This is a genomic window from Nocardiopsis eucommiae, assembly GCF_965344335.1.
GTDB classification, from domain to species: domain Bacteria; phylum Actinomycetota; class Actinomycetes; order Streptosporangiales; family Streptosporangiaceae; genus Nocardiopsis; species Nocardiopsis eucommiae.
Genome location: NZ_CBDRIY010000068.1, coordinates 1 through 15,779, shown reverse-complemented (window position 1 = coordinate 15,779; position 15,779 = coordinate 1). Strand labels below are relative to the sequence as shown.

The window sequence follows — 15,779 nt, the reverse complement described above, 5'->3', positions numbered from 1 at the left end:
GCCGCGGAACACACACGCGGAAGGGGGTGTCCCACCCGGGGCACCCCCTTCCGCGCGTCCACGGGCGGAGGCACCGCGTTCGGTCCGCTCACCACCACGCCCGGGTCGGGACCGCACCGGGTACGGCGTGGATCTCCCGGTTCCGTCCGAGGTGAGAGGTAGGGTGCCCGCACGTTCCGCACACCGGAAGGGGCCCAGCATGGTCACGACCCTCACCCGACGCGAGCTCAACCGCGCCACCCTGGAGCGCCAGTTCCTGCTGGGCCGGGTGGAGCGTCCGGCCACGGAGGTGCTGGCCCGCCTGGCGGGGCTCCAGGCGCAGACCACGCACACCTGGTACGTGGGCTTCCAGAGCCGTATGGAGGACTTCGACCCGCACGAGGTGGGTCGCCTGCTCACCGACGGGGCCCTGGTCCGCATGTCCCTCATGCGCTCCACCCTGCACCTGGTCTCCGCCGAGGACGCCGCCTGGATGCGCCCGACGACCCAGGAGGTCATGGAGCGGGACCTCTCCCACGGCTCCCACGGGAAGGCCACCGCCGGGGTGGACCTGGAGGCGGTGGTGACCCTGGGCCGGAAGATCCTGGAGGAGCGCCCGCTCTCCCCCACGGAACTGGGAGACCAGATCAGCGCGCACTGGGAGGGCGTGGACGGCGCCGACCTGGCGTACGTGGTCCGCTGCCTGCTGCCGGTGGTGCAGCTCCCGCCTCGCGGCGTGTGGGGCGCCTCCGGGCAGCCGGTGCTCGCCCCCGCCGACACGTGGACCGGTCTGCCGATGGCGCCCGGACCCGACCGCGAGACGCTGGTCCTGAGGTACCTGGCGGCCTTCGGCCCGGCCAGCGTGCGGGACGTGCAGGCCTGGTCCGGGCTGACCCGGCTCAAGGAGGTGGTGGAGGGCCTGCGCGAGCGGCTGGTGTCCTTCCGGGACCCGTCGGGGACCGAGCTCTTCGACCTGCCCGACGCCCCGCGCCCGTCGGCGGACGTTCCGGCGCCGGTCCGCTTCCTCTACGACTTCGACAACCTGCTGCGCGGGCACGCCGACCGGAGCCGGGTGATCTCCGACGACCACCTGCGGGGGCTCTCCTCGCGCAACGGCATGCCGCCCGCGACGGTGCTGGTGGACGGCACGGTGGCTGCTTCCTGGAGGGTGGACCGGAGCCGCAGCACGCCCTCGCTCGACGTCACGCCCTTCCGCGCGCTCGGCCACGCGGAGATCGAGGAGATCACCGCCGAGGGCACCCGACTCCTCGCCTTTCTCCACCCGGACGAGGAGAGCGCGCGCCTCCGTTTCACGGACCCGGCCTGAAACACCGCCCACCCGGGGTTCGACCGTTTTGTGCACGTGCGTCCTGACCACGGATGGCACAGACGGGTATGACAGGATTCTGGGGTGACTGAAGAGTTCCGTGCCGCGTTCCAACGCGTGCTCGACACCGCCGCCAGCCAGGCACCCGGCTTCCCCGAGGCCGTGCACGACGTGTTCCGGCTCTCCTCCCAGGTACCCCGGGAGGAGTTGGCCATCGCGTTGGAGGCGCTGACTCCGGTCCTGGGTGACTGCGAACCCCACGCGGGGGTCGCCGCCGACCTGTCGGTCCTGGCCGGCGCCCTCGTCGAGTCCGGCGCGCCCGCCGGACAGGTGGGCCTGGAGGTGCTGCGCCAGCTCGGCAGCTACGGACAGGCGGCAGTGGCCTTCATCCACGCGTGGGAGAAGACCGGCGGCGGTCCGCTGCCCGCCCCGAACGACGCGGGCGAGGCCGAGGAGCAGCGGGTGGAGCAGGTCCTCGGGGACAACGCCCCGCTGGCCACCGTCGGCTGGTGGACCTCGCTCCGCTACGGCCTCGCGGCCAAGGCCATGCTCGGTGACTCCGGCGTGCGCGCCGCCGTGCGCGCCGACCCGGGCGCGCTGCACGAGCTGGGCCAGATCGTGCAGGCGCTCTCCACGCGGCTGAACGAGTTCGGTGAGGTGGGCGAGCTCCTCCGGATGTCCGAGGCGGACCGGCTCATCGTCCTGGACCGCGCCTCCCGGAGGGGGTTCCGGGTCGCCTTCGACGGGGTGAGCGACAACTTCCAGCTCCACACCCTGCTCGCCGACGCGCTGATCGGCAAGGAGGGGCACCGCCTGCCCGGCACGCGCCCGGACCCGCGCTGGGTCGCGGCCTCGCTGGACGGCCCGGTGGATCCGATGGCCGACGTCGTACGCGGCGAATGGGACCTGGTCGGCGGGGACGGCACCTGGGTGGGGAACGAGGCCTGCCCCGGGGACGTCCCGGTGGTGGACGGAGAGCGGGTCCTGGTCCTGGAACCGCAGTCGCTGCTGCACTCCTGGCGGGCCGGGCGCCGTCACCCGCACATCACCGGTTCCCTCACGGTGCTGGAGGAACTGCGCCCGGACCAGGCGACGGCCTGGTGGGCGCGCACGCATCCGGCCGGAACGGTCCGCCACCCGCAGGCTCCGCCGCTGGAGAACGACGACACCGGGGCGCACGGGCGCCCGCCCCGGCACTTCGGGGAGGCCGCGCACTTCGCGGAGGTGGACTCCGGGCCGATGTCGGCGCCGTTCGCCGCTCTGGACCCGGACGCTGACGCCCCCGGCGGCGGTCTGTCGTCGTCCTTCGAGGACGTCACCATCAACCCCGGGGCGGCCCCGGTGTTCCCCGACACCCCGGCCTCGCTGTTCGACCCACCGGCACGTCCGCCCAAGGAGGACGAGGACGACGAGGACGAGCTCGACGACTTCACCGTCCCCGCCGCCTGGTCCGGCGCGCTCTCCCCCGGTCCGGGTCTCGACGACCCCCTCGGCTCCCCCCTCGACGAGCCCGAGTGGCGCGAACCCCGCTCCCTCTCCGATCCGGGCCCCTTCGAGGACCCGGCCCCGGGCACCCCCGCCGCCGACCCTCCCCCCTCCGACGACCGGCCGCCCGGCGCCCGGCTGCTGCCGCCGATGCCCCCCGGAGTCTCGGACAGCAGCACCTGGGCCCCGCACTGGAAGTGGCCCATGGGACCGCCCGGACGCTGAACCGGCCCCCGCGCGCTCCCCCGCCCCGCGCGGGCGCGGAACCCGACCGACACGCACCCCGCCCCCACCCTCCTCGGGCGCGCGGGCAGCGGGTACGTGACAACTGTCATCCCCCTCGCACCGCGCCCCTCACACGATGCCGGTGATGGCTGGGACTGTGGGCCGGGCGTCGGCCCACGGAATCATGGAGGACATGATGACGACGAGGGACACCCCCCAGGACCACGGTCGCCCGGACGGCGACGGTGACTCCCCACGGCCCACCCGTGAGGAGGCGCTCACGGAGGCGGGCCGGGCCTGGGACGAGGAGGAGACGCTCAGGGCCAAGGAGCAGTGGCGGAACCAGCGCCCCTGGCCCAGCACGATGACACGGCAGGACAGGGTCCTGGCCTGGATGCTCGTCGGCATCCCGGCGTTCTTCCTCCTCACCATGCCGCTGCGTCCGCTCTTCATCGCGGACCACGCCATCCCCCTCGCCTTCGTCACCGGCAGCCACGCGGCCGTCGGCGCCGCCGCGGCCTTCGCCAGCATCGGTGAGGCGCCGCTGTGGCTCGTGATCGTCGCGGGCGTGGTCGGCAAGGTGAAGATCGACTGGCTGTTCTGGTGGGTGGGCCGCCGCTGGGGGCAGGGCATGATCACCTTCCTGATCCCGAGCGAGCGCGGTCGACGGTTCGCCGCGCGCCTCCAGACCATGAACCCGTGGGTGATGCGGCTCCTGATCCCGCTGAGCTACCTGCCGGGCGTTCCCGCGGGCATCCCCAACATCGTGGCCGGGGTGAACGGGATGCGTCTGAGCACCTACATGCTGCTGGACGCCCTCGGCGCCCTGATGATCACCTCCGTCGTGGCGGCCGTCGGGTACGGCTCGGGGCAGGCGGGGGTGGACGTGGTCCTGCTCGTCGACAGCTACGCGATGTGGCTGACGCTCGCGCTCATCTTCGGCATGGCGGCGATCCCCACCTACGGCGCCATCAGGGACCAGCGGGCACGCAGGGCCCAGGCGCTCGCCGACGCCGCCGAGGCCTACGACGCCGAGACGGCCCGCATCGCCGCCGGGGAGGAGCCCGCCGCCGGGACCACCGAGAAGCCGGTCCGGGATGTTCCCACCACCCCCAAGCCTCCCAACAGCGACGACGCCTGAAAGTCATCACCCCGTCGCACAGGGTCGCGCGCGGAGACGGGCTCCTTGGCTAGGCTGGCGTTCGGCAATCCGACACCCCGGGCAAGCCGGCTGCGCTGGGTGCGTCACAAACACACTCAAGGAGATCCCGTCATGGGACAGCAACACTTCGATCTGGTCGTCCTCGGCGCCGGGCCCGGCGGCTACGTCGCCGCGATCCGCGCGGCCCAGCTGGGCCTCAGGGCGGCCGTCATCGAGGAGAAGTACTGGGGCGGCGTCTGCCTCAACGTGGGCTGCATCCCCTCCAAGGCCCTGCTGCGCAACGCCGAGCTCGCCCACCTGTTCAACAACGAGGCCGACGACTTCGGCATCAAGGTGAACGGGACCGTGGAGTTCGACTACGGCAAGGCGTTCAGCCGCAGCCGCCAGGTGGCGGACGGCCGGGTCAAGGGCGTCCACTTCCTGATGAAGAAGAACAAGATCACCGAGCTCGACGGGCGCGGCACCTTCGTCGACGACCACACGATCGAGGTGCGCGGCGAGGACGGCTCGACCGAGACCGTCACCTTCGACAACGCGGTGATCGCGGCGGGCTCCTCCACCAAGCTGATCCCGGGCACCTCGCTGTCCGAGCGGGTCGTCACCTACGAGGAGCAGATCCTCAGCGAGGAGCTCCCCGGCAGCATCATCATCGCGGGCGCGGGCGCCATCGGCGTCGAGTTCGCCTACGTCATGCGCAACTACGGCGTCGACGTCACCATCGTGGAGTTCCTCGACCGCGTCGTGCCGATGGAGGACGAGGAGGTCTCCAAGGAGATCGCCCGCGCCTACAAGAAGCTCGGCGTGAAGGTCCTGACCTCCACCAGGGTGGAGACGGTCGAGGACACCGGCGAGGGCGTGAGGGTCACCGTCACCGGCGCGGACGGGAAGAAGCAGACGCTGGAGGCGGACAAGCTCCTCCAGGCGATCGGGTTCGCGCCCAACGTCGAGGGCTACGGCCTGGAGAAGACCGGCGTGAAGCTGACCGAACGGCGCGCGATCGAGATCGACGGCCGGGGCCGCACCAACGTCCCGCACATCTTCGCGATCGGCGACGTGACCGCCAAGCTCATGCTGGCGCACACGGCCGAGGCGATGGGGATCGTGGCGGTGGAGACCATCGCGGACGCCGAGACCCAGGAGATCGACTACCGCTTCATCCCGCGCGCCACCTACTGCCAGCCGCAGATCGCCAGCTTCGGCTACAGCGAGACGGAGGCGCGGGAGGCGGGGTACGACGTCCAGGTCGCCAAGTTCCCGTTCATGGCCAACGGCAAGGCGCACGGCCTGGGTGACACCCGGGGCTTCGTGAAGATCATCTCGGACGGGAAGTACGGGGAGTTCCTGGGCGCCCACATGGTCGGCCCGGACGTCACCGAGCTGCTGCCCGAGCTGACCCTGGCCCAGCAGTGGGACCTGACCGTGCACGAGGTGGCCCGCAACATCCACGCGCACCCGACCCTCAGCGAGGCGGTCAAGGAAGCGGTGCACGGCCTGGCCGGGCACATGATCAACTACTGATCCCGCGCGCGCCCGTGACGCGGACGGGGCCGGTCCCCGGTCGGGGACCGGCCCCGTCGTTCGTGCGTCGCGGCCGTCTCAACCGTGCCGGAGCAGGGGTTGCGTGCTGCACCGGAAGGCGCCGCCCAGGGAACGGGTGGCCCGGAGGTCGACGTACTCGACACGGACCCCGAGGGCCTCCAGTCGCTCACCGACGTCCGTGAACTCGGGGTCCGTGACGTAGGTGTCCGGGCTCAGCGGGAGTCCGTTGGTGGCGAGCGCGGTGGCCTGGTCGAAGCTCACCGGGACCGACCGCCACGACCGGAGGGACTCCGGCACCCCGTCGAGGAGGGCCTCCTCGCACACGATCATCAGCCCCTCGCGCACCAGGCCCAGCGCGCAGTCCAGGTGCAGCATCCTCGGGTGGAGCCGGACCGTCTCCACCGTGTATCCGTGGGGCGCGAGGAACTTCCGCAGCCAGGACACCCCGGCGGTGTTGGTGGCCAGACCGGAGACCCCCACCAGGATCCGCCGTCCCAGCACGAGGACGTCACCGCCCTCGAGGAAGGGGCCCTCCCCCAACGACGCGTCCCCCGGTTCGGGGACCTCCGGAGCGGGGACGGCCACGTGCACGGAGTCCGCGGGGTCCACCCGTTCCCGCAGGAGGTCGCGCACCGGAAGGACCTCGCCCCGCCGGTAGGGGAACCTCAGCGACCCCTCGATCACCAGGTTGCCGATGGTGACGAGCGGGTCGCGGACGAAGAAGTTGGCGTAGCCGCGCCCCTGGGCGGCCTCCTTCTCGTGCGCCGTGAGCGGGCGGGGGTGGAGCACCTCGACGCCGTGGGACTCCAGGAGCGCGGACAGCTCCCCGCGTTCGCGTCTCAGGGCCCGGGCGAGGTCCGGCAGGTCCCGGTCCAGGTCCGCGCCGGGGGTGGCCGCACGGGCCACGTCGGGCCCGAGGAAGTCCGTGTCCCAGGTCTCGGGAGGGGTGTCGGGCAGCCCGAGCTCGGAGCGGGACACGATGACCGTCCTCAGGGTGGCGAACTCGTCGTCGACTCTCACCTCGGGCACGCGCCCTCCTTCGTGGGCGATCGGACGGCGCGGGTTCCCGGCGACGGTGCCCGCGCCCTTGGCCTCCTCATTCTGCCCACGGACCGGGGCGCTGCCCCGGCCCGACGGGAGCCGTGGCGTGTCCGCGTGCCCGCCGAGGCGCCGCACGCACGAGGACGGGGCCGGTCCCCCGCCGTCCGGGGGCCGGCCCCGTCAGGGGATCACGCTCGCGTGCCGTCCGCGTCAGCGGATGAGCGACTCCACGTAGCCGTCCAGGCCCACGGAGGCGTAGTGGGCGCGGGCCATCTCGATCTTGGTGAAGACGTCCTCGTACCCGGTCTGGGTGCCGTCCTCGTCCACGTACACCATCGCGCCGCTGATGTTGAAGAAGGTGACCATGTGGTCGCAGTCCTCGGGGACGGCGAGGGTGTGGATCTCGCCCGGCGGCTCGTAGACGAAGTGACCGGCCTCGGCCACCCAGTCGTGCTCGTAGTAGTGCCAGCGGCCCTCGATCACGTAGCCGAAGACCGCGCCGGGGTGGCGGTGCCGGGAGACGATCCCGGACGCGGTGACCTTGAGCAGGTTGCACCACTGACCGGTGACGGTGTTGAGCATCAGCGGCCGGAACCACACGTTCGGGGCCTGCGGCACCCACATGCGCGGGTCCTCGGGGACGGCCGGGATCGCGATCTCGTCGGGGATCCCGGCGGAGGGGTTGATGACGGGAGCTCGGTTCGGTGACACGGTTCCTCCAGGTGGACGGGGTGGGACGGAACGGGGGGGAGAGCCGGGAGGGGCGGGGGTCAGGCGGCCAGGTAGCCGCCGTCGACCGGGAGGACCGCCCCCGTGACGAACCCGGCGTCCGGGCCGCACAGGAACTCGACCGCCCCGGCGACCTCGGCCGGGTCGCCCCAGCGGGCCATCGGGGTGCGGCCCAGGATGCGGGCCTCGGCCTCCCCGTCGGCGCGCACCCCCTCGGTGAGCTCGGTGCGGATCCAGCCGGGCGCGACCGCGTTCACCCGGATGCCCTGGGACGCCCAGGCGACCGCGAGCGACCTCGTGAGCTGGGTGACGCCGCCCTTGCTGGCGCTGTAGGCGGGGACCAGGGGACCGCCGAAGAAGCTGAGCATCGAGGCGACGTTGACGATGCTGCCCCCGGCCGCCGCCAGGGCGGGCCGGGCGGCGACGCACGCCCGCATGGCGCAGGTCAGGTTGATCTCCACGACCCTCGCGAACACCGCCGGATCGAACTCCTCGTGCCTGCGGATGATCCCGGCAGCGTTGACCAGCGCGTCCACGCGTGAGAAGGAGGAGAGGTACTCCTCCAGCGCGTTCTCGCCGGTGACGTCGAGCTCGGTGACCTCGGCCCGTTCCCGGAGCCCGGCCGGGGCGCGCTCGGCGCCCAGGCCGCAGACGGCGACGCGGCGGCCCCGGTCGGCGAAGCGGGCGGCGACCGCAGCACCGATGCCGCTGGTGCCCCCGACGACCACGACGGTCCCGTCATCGGACCTGGGTTCGGGGACGTCCCCCGGTGCTGTCTCCATGCGCTGCTCCTTCTAGGCGTCGGAATCCGGGACGGCGAGGGACTCGATCCAGTACTCGCGGGCGAGTGCGTCGACCCCGGCCGGTGACACCCCTCTGAGGTGGACGGTGGTGTCGGTGGTCCCGGCGACCCGTCCGTGGTCCTGGAGCCGGAGGAAGTGGTAACGCTCCGGCTGGAAGCCGAGGACCACGTCCACGTCGAAGCGGCCCCGCTCGTCGGGGGCGTCCGCGAGACCGGGCTCGGCCTTGCCGACCGCCTGGACCCCCAGCCACACCTGGTAGAGGAGGACGAGGAGCAGCACCAGCGCGATCCGCCGCAGGGTGGCGCTGCGGACCGCCCGCGACCCGAGGGACCTAGCGGACATCTGCGGCGCTCCCGTCACTCTCCTGGTCGCCGGCGCCGTCCCGGTCCCGGACGGCGTCGACCGCCAGGAGCCCGTTGATCCGGGCGACGGTCTCCCGGAAGCCGGGGTGGTCGACCGCCGCCTTCCAGGTGCGCGGGCGGGGCAGGTCCACGGTGACGATCTCCTGGACCGTGCTGGGCCGTGGGGACAGCACCACCACGCGGTCGGAGAGGAAGACCGCCTCGTCGATGTCGTGGGTCACGAAGAACACCGTGGGTCGGCGCTCCTCGAAGATCCGGGTGAGGTCCTCCTGGAGCCGGCGCCGGGTCTGCGCGTCGATGCTCGCGAAGGGTTCGTCCATGAGCATCACGGCGGGTTCGTTGGCCAGCACGCGGGCGACGCCCAGCCGCTGGCGCATGCCACCGGACAGCTCGTGCGGGTAGCGGTTCTCGAACCCGGCCAACCCCACGAGCTCCAGGAACTCGCGGCCGCGCTCCTCGCGTTCGCGCCGCTTCACGCCCTTCATGCGCAGCCCGAAGACCACGTTGCCGAGCACGGTCTTCCACGGGAACAGCGCGTGCCCCTGGAACACCACGCCCCGGTCGGGGCCGGGTCCGCTGACCTCGCGGCCGTCCACCGACACCGTCCCCGAGGTGGGGTCGGCGAAGCCCGCCACGGTGTTGAGGACGGTGGTCTTGCCGCAGCCGCTCGGTCCGAGGACCGACACGAACTCGCCCCGTTCCACCGTGAAGGAGACGTCGCCGATCGCGACGACCTCGTCCCCGCTGTAGGAGTCGGTGTAGACCTTCTCCAGGTGCTCGATCACCAACGCGGTCATCTGTCGTCCTCCATGCTTCGCACCAACCCCCACCGCTCCACGGTGGCCCGCTCGAACGGAGCGAGCACCAGCGCGTCGAGCATGTACCAGAGCACCCCGAGCACGACCATGCCGAGGAACACCTGACTGACGTCGCCCACCCGGCGGGCGTCGAACATCATGAATCCGATCCCGCTGGTGCCGACGATGATCTCCGCCGCCACCAGCGCCCGCCAGCCGTAACCGAGGCCGGTGCGCACACCGGTGGCCACGGACGGCAGCGCGCCCGGCAGGATCACCTCGAAGAACACCCGGACCCGCCCGGCGCCGAGGCTGCGCGCGGCCCGGATCAGCTCCTTGGGCACCTGCTCGACCCCGGAGACCACGCTCAGCATGAGCGGGAAGACGATCGTGTAGACGATGACGAACGTGACGGCGGTCAGGCTGAACCCGAACCACACGATGACGATCGGCAGCCACGCGATGTCCGCGATCGCCTGGAAGAACAGCAGGATCGGCCACACGGCCTTGCGCAGCCGCCAGAACAGGGCGGTGAGGAAGCCCATCGGGAGACCGATGAGCAGACCGAAACCGACCCCGTAGGCCAGGCGCTCCAGGGAGTCGCCCAGGTAGCCGACGAGGATGCCCTTGCGGAGCAGCTCGACGAACTCCAGCACCACCCGGTCGGGGCCCACGAAGAACGCCTGCGGGAAGAGCCCGCTCTCCGCCAGGACCCACCACAGGGCGATCACCGGCACGAACGGGCCCAGCGTGCGGAAGGCCGGGCTGCGGGTGAGCCGGAGCCACACCCTCCTGTGCAGCGGGGCCCTGCGTCGGACCGCCCGTGCGGGCGCGGCCCCCGAGGGGGAGCCGCCGCCCGCCGCAGCGGTCCCGGCGGGTCGGACGGTCCCGCCGGAAATCTCACCGAACGACCGCATCAGCGACCACCCCCCGTCATGCCCCACCGCTCCACGGTGTTCCGCTCCAGCGGAGCGAGCAGGAGGCGGTCCATCAACAGCCACAGGACACCGATGATCACCATCGAGGCGATGATGACGTCGGTGGAGAACGAGGTCTGGGCCAGGAACAACGCGTAGCCCAGACCGGCGCTGGTCGCGATGATCTCCGCCGCCACCAGGCCGCGCCAGCCGTAGCCGAGGCCGATCCGCAGGCCGCTGACCACGCTCGGCAGCGCGCCGGGGAGCAGGACCTCCCAGAACAGCCGCCACGGTCCGGCTCCCAGCGAACGCGCCGACCTCAGCAGCTCACCGGGGATGCTGCGCACGCCCAGCATGGTGTTGTAGGCCAGCGCGAAGAACATCGCGTTCCACACGATGAAGATGACCGCGCCGTCGCCGTACCCGAGCCACAGCGTCGCCACGGGGATCCAGGCGATCCCGGCGAGTGCCACGGAGAAGCGCAGCAGCGGGGTGAAGAAGGCGGAGAGGATCCGGCTGGCACCGAGGGCGATCCCGAACGGGATCGCGGTGACGATCGCGATGACCGCGCCGACCAGCACCCGGTACAGGCTCGCGCTCAGGTGCCGGACCAGCTCTCCGCTGACCGCCATGGACCACAGGGCCTCGGCGACATCGGTGACCTGCGGGAAGACCCGCTTCGGCACTCCGGTCACGGCCACCGTGGCCGCCCAGGCTCCCACCAGGGCGACCAACGGCAGCACGAACCAGAGGAAACCGGCGGCCCGGTCTCCGGTACGGCCGCGGCGTGGGGCGGCCGTACCGGATCGCGCGGTGCGTCCGGAACCACGCGTCGGGCCGTGCGTCATACGGCGCACGCCTCCTGGTCGACCTCACGGATGAACGTGTGGTCGGCCTCGATCTCGGCCGTGTTGGGAACCTCGGGGAGATCGTCGAACAGCTCCGGGTTGTTCTCCTCGACGGAGAGGATCGGGCCCGGGACGAACAGGTCGTTGATGTCGGTCTCGTACTCCAGCTGACCCTGCTCCTCCAGCAGGAGCGCGACGGTGTCCAGCGCCAGGTAGTTGCAGGCGGAGAAGCGGCCGTCCAGCTGGGCGACGTTGTACTCCATGGCGGCCTGGGCGACATCCGGCTCGGTGCCGGTCAGCCAGCGCGCGGCGGAGTCGGCGGCGTCCTCGGGGTTCTGTCGGATCCACTGGTCGGTGGCGGCGCGGGCGGTGAGGAAGGCCTCGACCATGTCACCGTTCTCCTCCAGGTACTCCGGAGTGGTGATGATGTACCCGATGAAGGGGATGTAGCCGCCGCCTCGGAGGATCTCCTCGGAGCCCTCGACCTGGTCCGTGATGGTGATCGGCCACGGGTCCCAGATGACGGCGGCGTCGATGCCGCCGGTCTCCAGGGCGACCGGCATGTCCGGCGGCGCGGTGTTGACCATCTCGACGTCGTCCGGGTCGATCCGCAGGTCCTTGAGGAGGCCCAGCAGGTACAGGTGGTTGATGGAGCCGAAGGTCGTGCCGATCTTGGCGTCCTCCAGCGTGGAGAGGTCCTTCGGGTCGATGCCGGAGTCCTCGGCGGCGACGATCGCGGCCGTCTCGTCGATGCTGCGCTGGACGGCCGAGCCGGTGTAGTTGCCGACCAGGGCCAGGTCCACGCCCTCGCCCGCCGCGGCCAGGGCCGGGACGCCGACCTGGATGATGTCGACCTCACCGGCCTCCAGCGCGTTGATCGCGTCGACGCCCGTGGGGAACGGGTCGGCCAGGGTCACGTCCAGGCCGTGGTCCTCGAAGTACCCGATCTCGGTACCGACGGGGAGGCCGATCTGGTCGATCGCGGACACGTATCCGGCGTTGAGGGAGCCGCTGACGGAGCCGCTGGCTCCCTCCACGTCCTCGTCGACGGTGGACCCGCCGCCGCACGCTGTGGCGAGCAGCGCGACGGAACAGACAAGGGAAAGGGGCGTGAGCGGAAATCGCTGCATGAGGTTCTTCCGGTACGGGGTGTGCGCCCTCACACGAACGCTTGCACGTGCCGTTTCCACTGGTGGAAGACGCACCTGGAACCCGCCCGCGCGGCGGTGAGGGAATGGGGTTGGAGGGCGTGCGAAGCTCCGGAGGACGAGGAGTCGTCCGGAACTTTCATGCTTTCGCTTGCCGACCGTATCGGGATATCGGCCCAACCGTGAAGTTCCATTCGCTTATACCCTTATTGGGAAAGCGAATACTGCCCGGTCCGCGCGGCCTACTCTTCGTCGCGCTCTGCGTTCCGCACCCGCGTCGGCAGTGTTCCCGCAGGTCGGGGCGCTTCGGTTACAGCCTGGAGAATTCTCCGCGCCGCGGGGGTGAGCGCCCGGGTGGAGTCCCAGCAGACGGCCACCCGACGCCGGGGGGCGCCCTCCAGGGGACGCACCCGCACCCCCCTGGTGTCGGCGCTCCAGGCCGCCAGCCAGTTGGTGACGCCGACCCCGATACCGTGCGCGACCAGCGACACGAGCGTCTGCGGCTGGTTGGTGGCCTGGACGGGGGTGATGGTCAGACCGTGCTCCTGGAAGACGCGGTAGGACTCGAACTCCGCGGTCTCGGGGGCGTCGAGGCGGCCTATGACCACGATGGGGTGGGCGGCGACGACGGCCATGGGAACGGGGTCGGGGACGTCGGAGAGCGGGTGGTCCTCGGCGTGCACGACGACCAGGGGCTCGGCCCACAGCGGCCTGCTGACCACGGAGGGGGAGACGGGCTCGGGGGTCATGGGCCTGAGGTAGAGGTCGATGCCGCCCCCCGCGAGGGCCTCGTCCAGTTCGAGGGTGGCGTGCTCGGTGAGCACCACCTTGATGTCCGGGTCGCTGTCGGCCAGGGACTGGAGGAGTCCGGGCACGAAGGCCGCGCTGGCGCTGGGATAGGAGCCCAGGGAGACGATGCCGCGCGTGCCGCCGCGCCAGGGCGCCATCGCGGACTCGGCCCGCTCCAGTGCGCGCAGGACGTTGCGGGCCTGGACGGCCAGCGCGCCGCCCGCCTCGGTGAGCTGGACCGGGCGTTTCTTCCGGTCGAAGAGCGGTTGGCCGATCTCCCGTTCGAGCGCGGCGACGTGTTGACTGACTCGCGGCTGTGACCTGCGAGTGGACTCCGCGGCGGCGACGAAACTGCCGGTGTCGACCACCGCCAGAAACGAGACGAACCACTCAAGGCGAATGTCCGTGTCGAGCATGTCGGGGGGCACTCCGGAGGGGTTGTGGGGAAGGGGGGTCACACGATACCGAAAAGGGATACCAGGCGCGAAACCGGTCATAAATCACACTCGCACCTGAGGCCCCTTCCTTTTCAGACTATTACCGATACTGATTCTGACATTCCAGGAACCGGACACTGAGGCCGGATCGTCCCGTCCCGCCCCCGCCCCGTGCGGGGAACCTCCCCGGCGCCCCGGACTTGCTAGGTTTCCCTGTGTCCCCCGCCGGAGCCGCCTCCGCCCGGCGCACCCCCGAACCGAAAGCCACCCATGCGCCTGATCCCGTCCTCACCCCTCTCGTGCCTGGGCACGGCCGTCGCCGCAGTCGTGATCGGCGGTGTCGTCCTCGTCGGCTGCGACGTGGTCGACCTCGACCTGGACCTGAGCATGTCGTCAGGCGGCGCGGACTCCCCCGAGGAGGAGGCGAGCGCCAGCCCGAGCCCCGACGAGGACCAGCCGGAGGAGGAGACGTCCGCCTACGGCCTCCCCGCGTCCTGTGAGGCGGCCGGTGCCGCGCAGATCGTCGGGGACCTGGCACCGGGCCAGGTGCTGACCGAGGAGAGCGGGGAGATCGAGGGGATCGAGGACGCCGAACAGCTCTCCTGCACGTTCAGCGACGGCGGCACGGAGCCCGGGACCCCGTCGTTCACGCTCGTGTTCACCTCGGGCGCCGACCCGAGCGCCAATCCGGACGTCGTCCAGGTCCCCGGTGCCGAGGCGGAGATGAACTGGGAGGTCGACGTCGACGTGGACGTGGACACCTACCACACGGAGGACTCCGACGACCTGGGCGGCGACCTGGAGTACGTCGGCACGGTGGACGGCTCCAGCCGCCACCTGTACCTCCAGCTGCCCGGCGACTTCCACGTCACCGCGATCGCCTACTTCGAGGACGTCGAGCGCGGCGACCTGGAGCGGGTGGTCCTCCAGGCCGCGGGGCAGATCCGCGACTAGCAACCCGACGTGAGGGGCCGCCGACCGGTGTCGGCGGCCCCTCACGCGTCTCCGGGTGAACCGGGTGGCCCGGTTCACCCCCGCCCGACCAGGCAAAAGCACCGTCGGCGGACGTACCCGCCCCCGGGCCGACCCGGATTCCGCATCACCTCACCGACGCGCTCAGAGGTTCCTTGCCACCGCCCCCACCTGCTGGGATTCTTCCCGCAGCTCCGCAGCGAGCCTGGTCCCGCACGTCGTGGCCCGATCCCCCTCCGCCCGCCCCGTGTCAAGCGGCCCCGTGCCGCCCGGAAGGAACCTCCCGTGACCGACGTACACACCACACCGGACCTCGCCAGCCAGTCGGGGACCTTCGCCATCGGCGGCGACCTCCCCGTGCACCGCCTCGGCTTCGGCGCCATGCAGCTGGCCGGTCCCGGCGCGTGGGGAGAGCCCGGGGACCGCGACGAGGCCGTGGCCGTGCTGCGGCGCGCGGTCGAGCTGGGCGTCACCCTCATCGACACCGCCGACTCCTACGGCCCCGAGGTGAACGAGCGACTCATCCGCGAGGCCCTGCACCCCTACCCCGCCGACCTCCTCGTCACCACCAAGGCGGGGATGACGCACCCCGGCCCTGGGGAGTGGGAGGCCAACGGACGGCCCGAGCACCTCAAGCGACAGGTGGAGTCGAGCCTGCGCAACCTGGGGCTGGAGCGCGTCGACCTGCTCCAGCTCCACTGGATCGACCCGGAGGTGCCGCTGTCCGAGCAGCTGGGCGCCCTCGTGGAACTGCGCGAGGAGGGCAAGATCCACCACATCGGTCTGACCGGTGTGACGCGGGAGCAGCTCCGGACCGCCCGTAAGACCACGCCCATCGCCTCCGTGCAGAACGAGTACAGCCCCCTCCAGCGCCGCTGTGAGGACGTCCTGGAGCGGTGCGAGCAGGACGGGATCGCCTTCCTGCCCTGGTCCCCGATCGGGCGCGGGGTGCTGGCGGGCCCGGACTCCCCCCTGGCCCCGATGGCGGCCGAGCGCGGGGTGACCCCGGCCCAGCTCGCGCTGGCCTGGCTGCTGCACCGCTCACCGGTGATGCTGCCGATCCCGGGCACCTCGCGGGTCGAGCACCTGGAGGAGAACATGGTGGCCGCCTCGCTGAAGCTCACCGAGGAGGAGAGCGACAGCGTCCGGCGGCTCCTCGCCGTCTGACCCGTGGAACGGGTGGCTGACGCGAACGGCCCCGGGGGGGGGGGGGGGGGGG

The 15,779-nt window shown here is 71.7% G+C and carries 15 protein-coding genes; 6 read left to right on the top strand and 9 right to left on the bottom strand.

Annotated elements, in window-relative coordinates:
* Positions 1–199: 199 nt before the first annotated feature.
* The 4 genes from ACRWK8_RS26245 to lpdA all read left to right on the top strand — a co-directional run bounded on the left by ACRWK8_RS26245 (position 200) and on the right by lpdA (position 5,696).
* Complete coding sequence (locus ACRWK8_RS26245; protein ID WP_431873168.1) at positions 200–1,306, top strand: winged helix DNA-binding domain-containing protein; 1,107 nt, start codon at positions 200–202, stop codon at positions 1,304–1,306.
* Between the two features lie 84 nt (positions 1,307–1,390).
* The gene (locus tag ACRWK8_RS26240; RefSeq protein ID WP_431873167.1) at positions 1,391–3,016 is read left to right on the top strand and encodes a hypothetical protein; all 1,626 of its coding nucleotides are present in this window, start codon (positions 1,391–1,393) and stop codon (positions 3,014–3,016) included.
* Between the two features lie 193 nt (positions 3,017–3,209).
* A complete protein-coding gene (locus tag ACRWK8_RS26235; protein WP_431873169.1) occupies positions 3,210–4,157 on the top strand; it encodes a DedA family protein in 948 nt (315 codons plus the stop codon).
* Between the two features lie 132 nt (positions 4,158–4,289).
* Positions 4,290–5,696, top strand: a complete 1,407-nt coding sequence (lpdA, locus tag ACRWK8_RS26230; protein ID WP_378748310.1) for a dihydrolipoyl dehydrogenase — start codon at positions 4,290–4,292, stop codon at positions 5,694–5,696.
* A 78-nt stretch (positions 5,697–5,774) separates the two neighbouring features.
* Here lpdA and ACRWK8_RS26225 read toward each other — a convergent pair whose 3' ends face one another.
* From ACRWK8_RS26225 to ACRWK8_RS26185, 9 genes are all read right to left on the bottom strand, one after another.
* On the bottom strand, positions 5,775–6,746 hold the full coding sequence (locus ACRWK8_RS26225) for a dimethylarginine dimethylaminohydrolase family protein (protein ID WP_431873166.1): 972 nt from the start codon (positions 6,744–6,746) through the stop codon (positions 5,775–5,777).
* 222 nt (positions 6,747–6,968) lie between these two features.
* Positions 6,969–7,469 carry a 2,4'-dihydroxyacetophenone dioxygenase family protein gene (locus ACRWK8_RS26220; RefSeq protein ID WP_017545601.1) on the bottom strand — a complete coding sequence of 167 codons (501 nt, stop codon included), beginning with the start codon at positions 7,467–7,469 and terminating at the stop codon, positions 6,969–6,971.
* Between the two features lie 59 nt (positions 7,470–7,528).
* On the bottom strand, positions 7,529–8,269 hold the full coding sequence (locus ACRWK8_RS26215; protein ID WP_378748300.1) for an SDR family NAD(P)-dependent oxidoreductase: 741 nt from the start codon (positions 8,267–8,269) through the stop codon (positions 7,529–7,531).
* Between the two features lie 12 nt (positions 8,270–8,281).
* Positions 8,282–8,632, bottom strand: a complete 351-nt coding sequence (locus ACRWK8_RS26210; protein WP_378748294.1) for a hypothetical protein — start codon at positions 8,630–8,632, stop codon at positions 8,282–8,284.
* On the bottom strand, positions 8,622–9,449 hold the full coding sequence (locus tag ACRWK8_RS26205; protein WP_378748289.1) for an ABC transporter ATP-binding protein: 828 nt from the start codon (positions 9,447–9,449) through the stop codon (positions 8,622–8,624). Before ACRWK8_RS26205 ends, ACRWK8_RS26210 begins: the two co-directional genes overlap by 11 nt.
* Complete coding sequence (locus ACRWK8_RS26200; protein ID WP_378748285.1) at positions 9,446–10,366, bottom strand: ABC transporter permease; 921 nt, start codon at positions 10,364–10,366, stop codon at positions 9,446–9,448. The genes ACRWK8_RS26205 and ACRWK8_RS26200 overlap by 4 nt, the downstream gene beginning before the upstream one ends.
* Complete coding sequence (locus ACRWK8_RS26195; RefSeq protein WP_431873165.1) at positions 10,366–11,214, bottom strand: ABC transporter permease; 849 nt, start codon at positions 11,212–11,214, stop codon at positions 10,366–10,368. The genes ACRWK8_RS26200 and ACRWK8_RS26195 overlap by 1 nt, the downstream gene beginning before the upstream one ends.
* A complete protein-coding gene (locus ACRWK8_RS26190) occupies positions 11,211–12,344 on the bottom strand; it encodes an ABC transporter substrate-binding protein (RefSeq protein ID WP_431873164.1) in 1,134 nt (377 codons plus the stop codon). Before ACRWK8_RS26190 ends, ACRWK8_RS26195 begins: the two co-directional genes overlap by 4 nt.
* Positions 12,345–12,604: 260 nt before the next feature.
* Complete coding sequence (locus ACRWK8_RS26185) at positions 12,605–13,567, bottom strand: LysR family transcriptional regulator (RefSeq protein ID WP_431873163.1); 963 nt, start codon at positions 13,565–13,567, stop codon at positions 12,605–12,607.
* Between the two features lie 291 nt (positions 13,568–13,858).
* Between ACRWK8_RS26185 and ACRWK8_RS26180 the strand changes: the two genes are divergently transcribed.
* Together ACRWK8_RS26180 and ACRWK8_RS26175 are read left to right on the top strand one after the other, a co-directional pair.
* A complete protein-coding gene (locus tag ACRWK8_RS26180; RefSeq protein ID WP_431873162.1) occupies positions 13,859–14,542 on the top strand; it encodes a hypothetical protein in 684 nt (227 codons plus the stop codon).
* A gap of 303 nt (positions 14,543–14,845) precedes the next feature.
* On the top strand, positions 14,846–15,727 hold the full coding sequence (locus ACRWK8_RS26175) for an aldo/keto reductase (protein ID WP_378748257.1): 882 nt from the start codon (positions 14,846–14,848) through the stop codon (positions 15,725–15,727).
* The last annotated feature ends 52 nt before the right edge of the window (positions 15,728–15,779 follow it).

Coding starts and splice junctions, on each gene's coding strand:
- ACRWK8_RS26245 (WP_431873168.1), top strand. CDS start 200: ATGGTCACGACCCTCACCCGACGCGAGCTCAACCGCGCCACCCTGGAG.
- ACRWK8_RS26205 (WP_378748289.1), bottom strand. CDS start 9,449: ATGACCGCGTTGGTGATCGAGCACCTGGAGAAGGTCTACACCGACTCC.
- lpdA (WP_378748310.1), top strand. CDS start 4,290: ATGGGACAGCAACACTTCGATCTGGTCGTCCTCGGCGCCGGGCCCGGC.
- ACRWK8_RS26195 (WP_431873165.1), bottom strand. CDS start 11,214: ATGACGCACGGCCCGACGCGTGGTTCCGGACGCACCGCGCGATCCGGT.
- ACRWK8_RS26200 (WP_378748285.1), bottom strand. CDS start 10,366: ATGCGGTCGTTCGGTGAGATTTCCGGCGGGACCGTCCGACCCGCCGGG.
- ACRWK8_RS26185 (WP_431873163.1), bottom strand. CDS start 13,567: ATGCTCGACACGGACATTCGCCTTGAGTGGTTCGTCTCGTTTCTGGCG.
- ACRWK8_RS26215 (WP_378748300.1), bottom strand. CDS start 8,269: ATGGAGACAGCACCGGGGGACGTCCCCGAACCCAGGTCCGATGACGGG.
- ACRWK8_RS26190 (WP_431873164.1), bottom strand. CDS start 12,344: ATGCAGCGATTTCCGCTCACGCCCCTTTCCCTTGTCTGTTCCGTCGCG.
- ACRWK8_RS26180 (WP_431873162.1), top strand. CDS start 13,859: ATGCGCCTGATCCCGTCCTCACCCCTCTCGTGCCTGGGCACGGCCGTC.
- ACRWK8_RS26235 (WP_431873169.1), top strand. CDS start 3,210: ATGATGACGACGAGGGACACCCCCCAGGACCACGGTCGCCCGGACGGC.
- ACRWK8_RS26210 (WP_378748294.1), bottom strand. CDS start 8,632: ATGTCCGCTAGGTCCCTCGGGTCGCGGGCGGTCCGCAGCGCCACCCTG.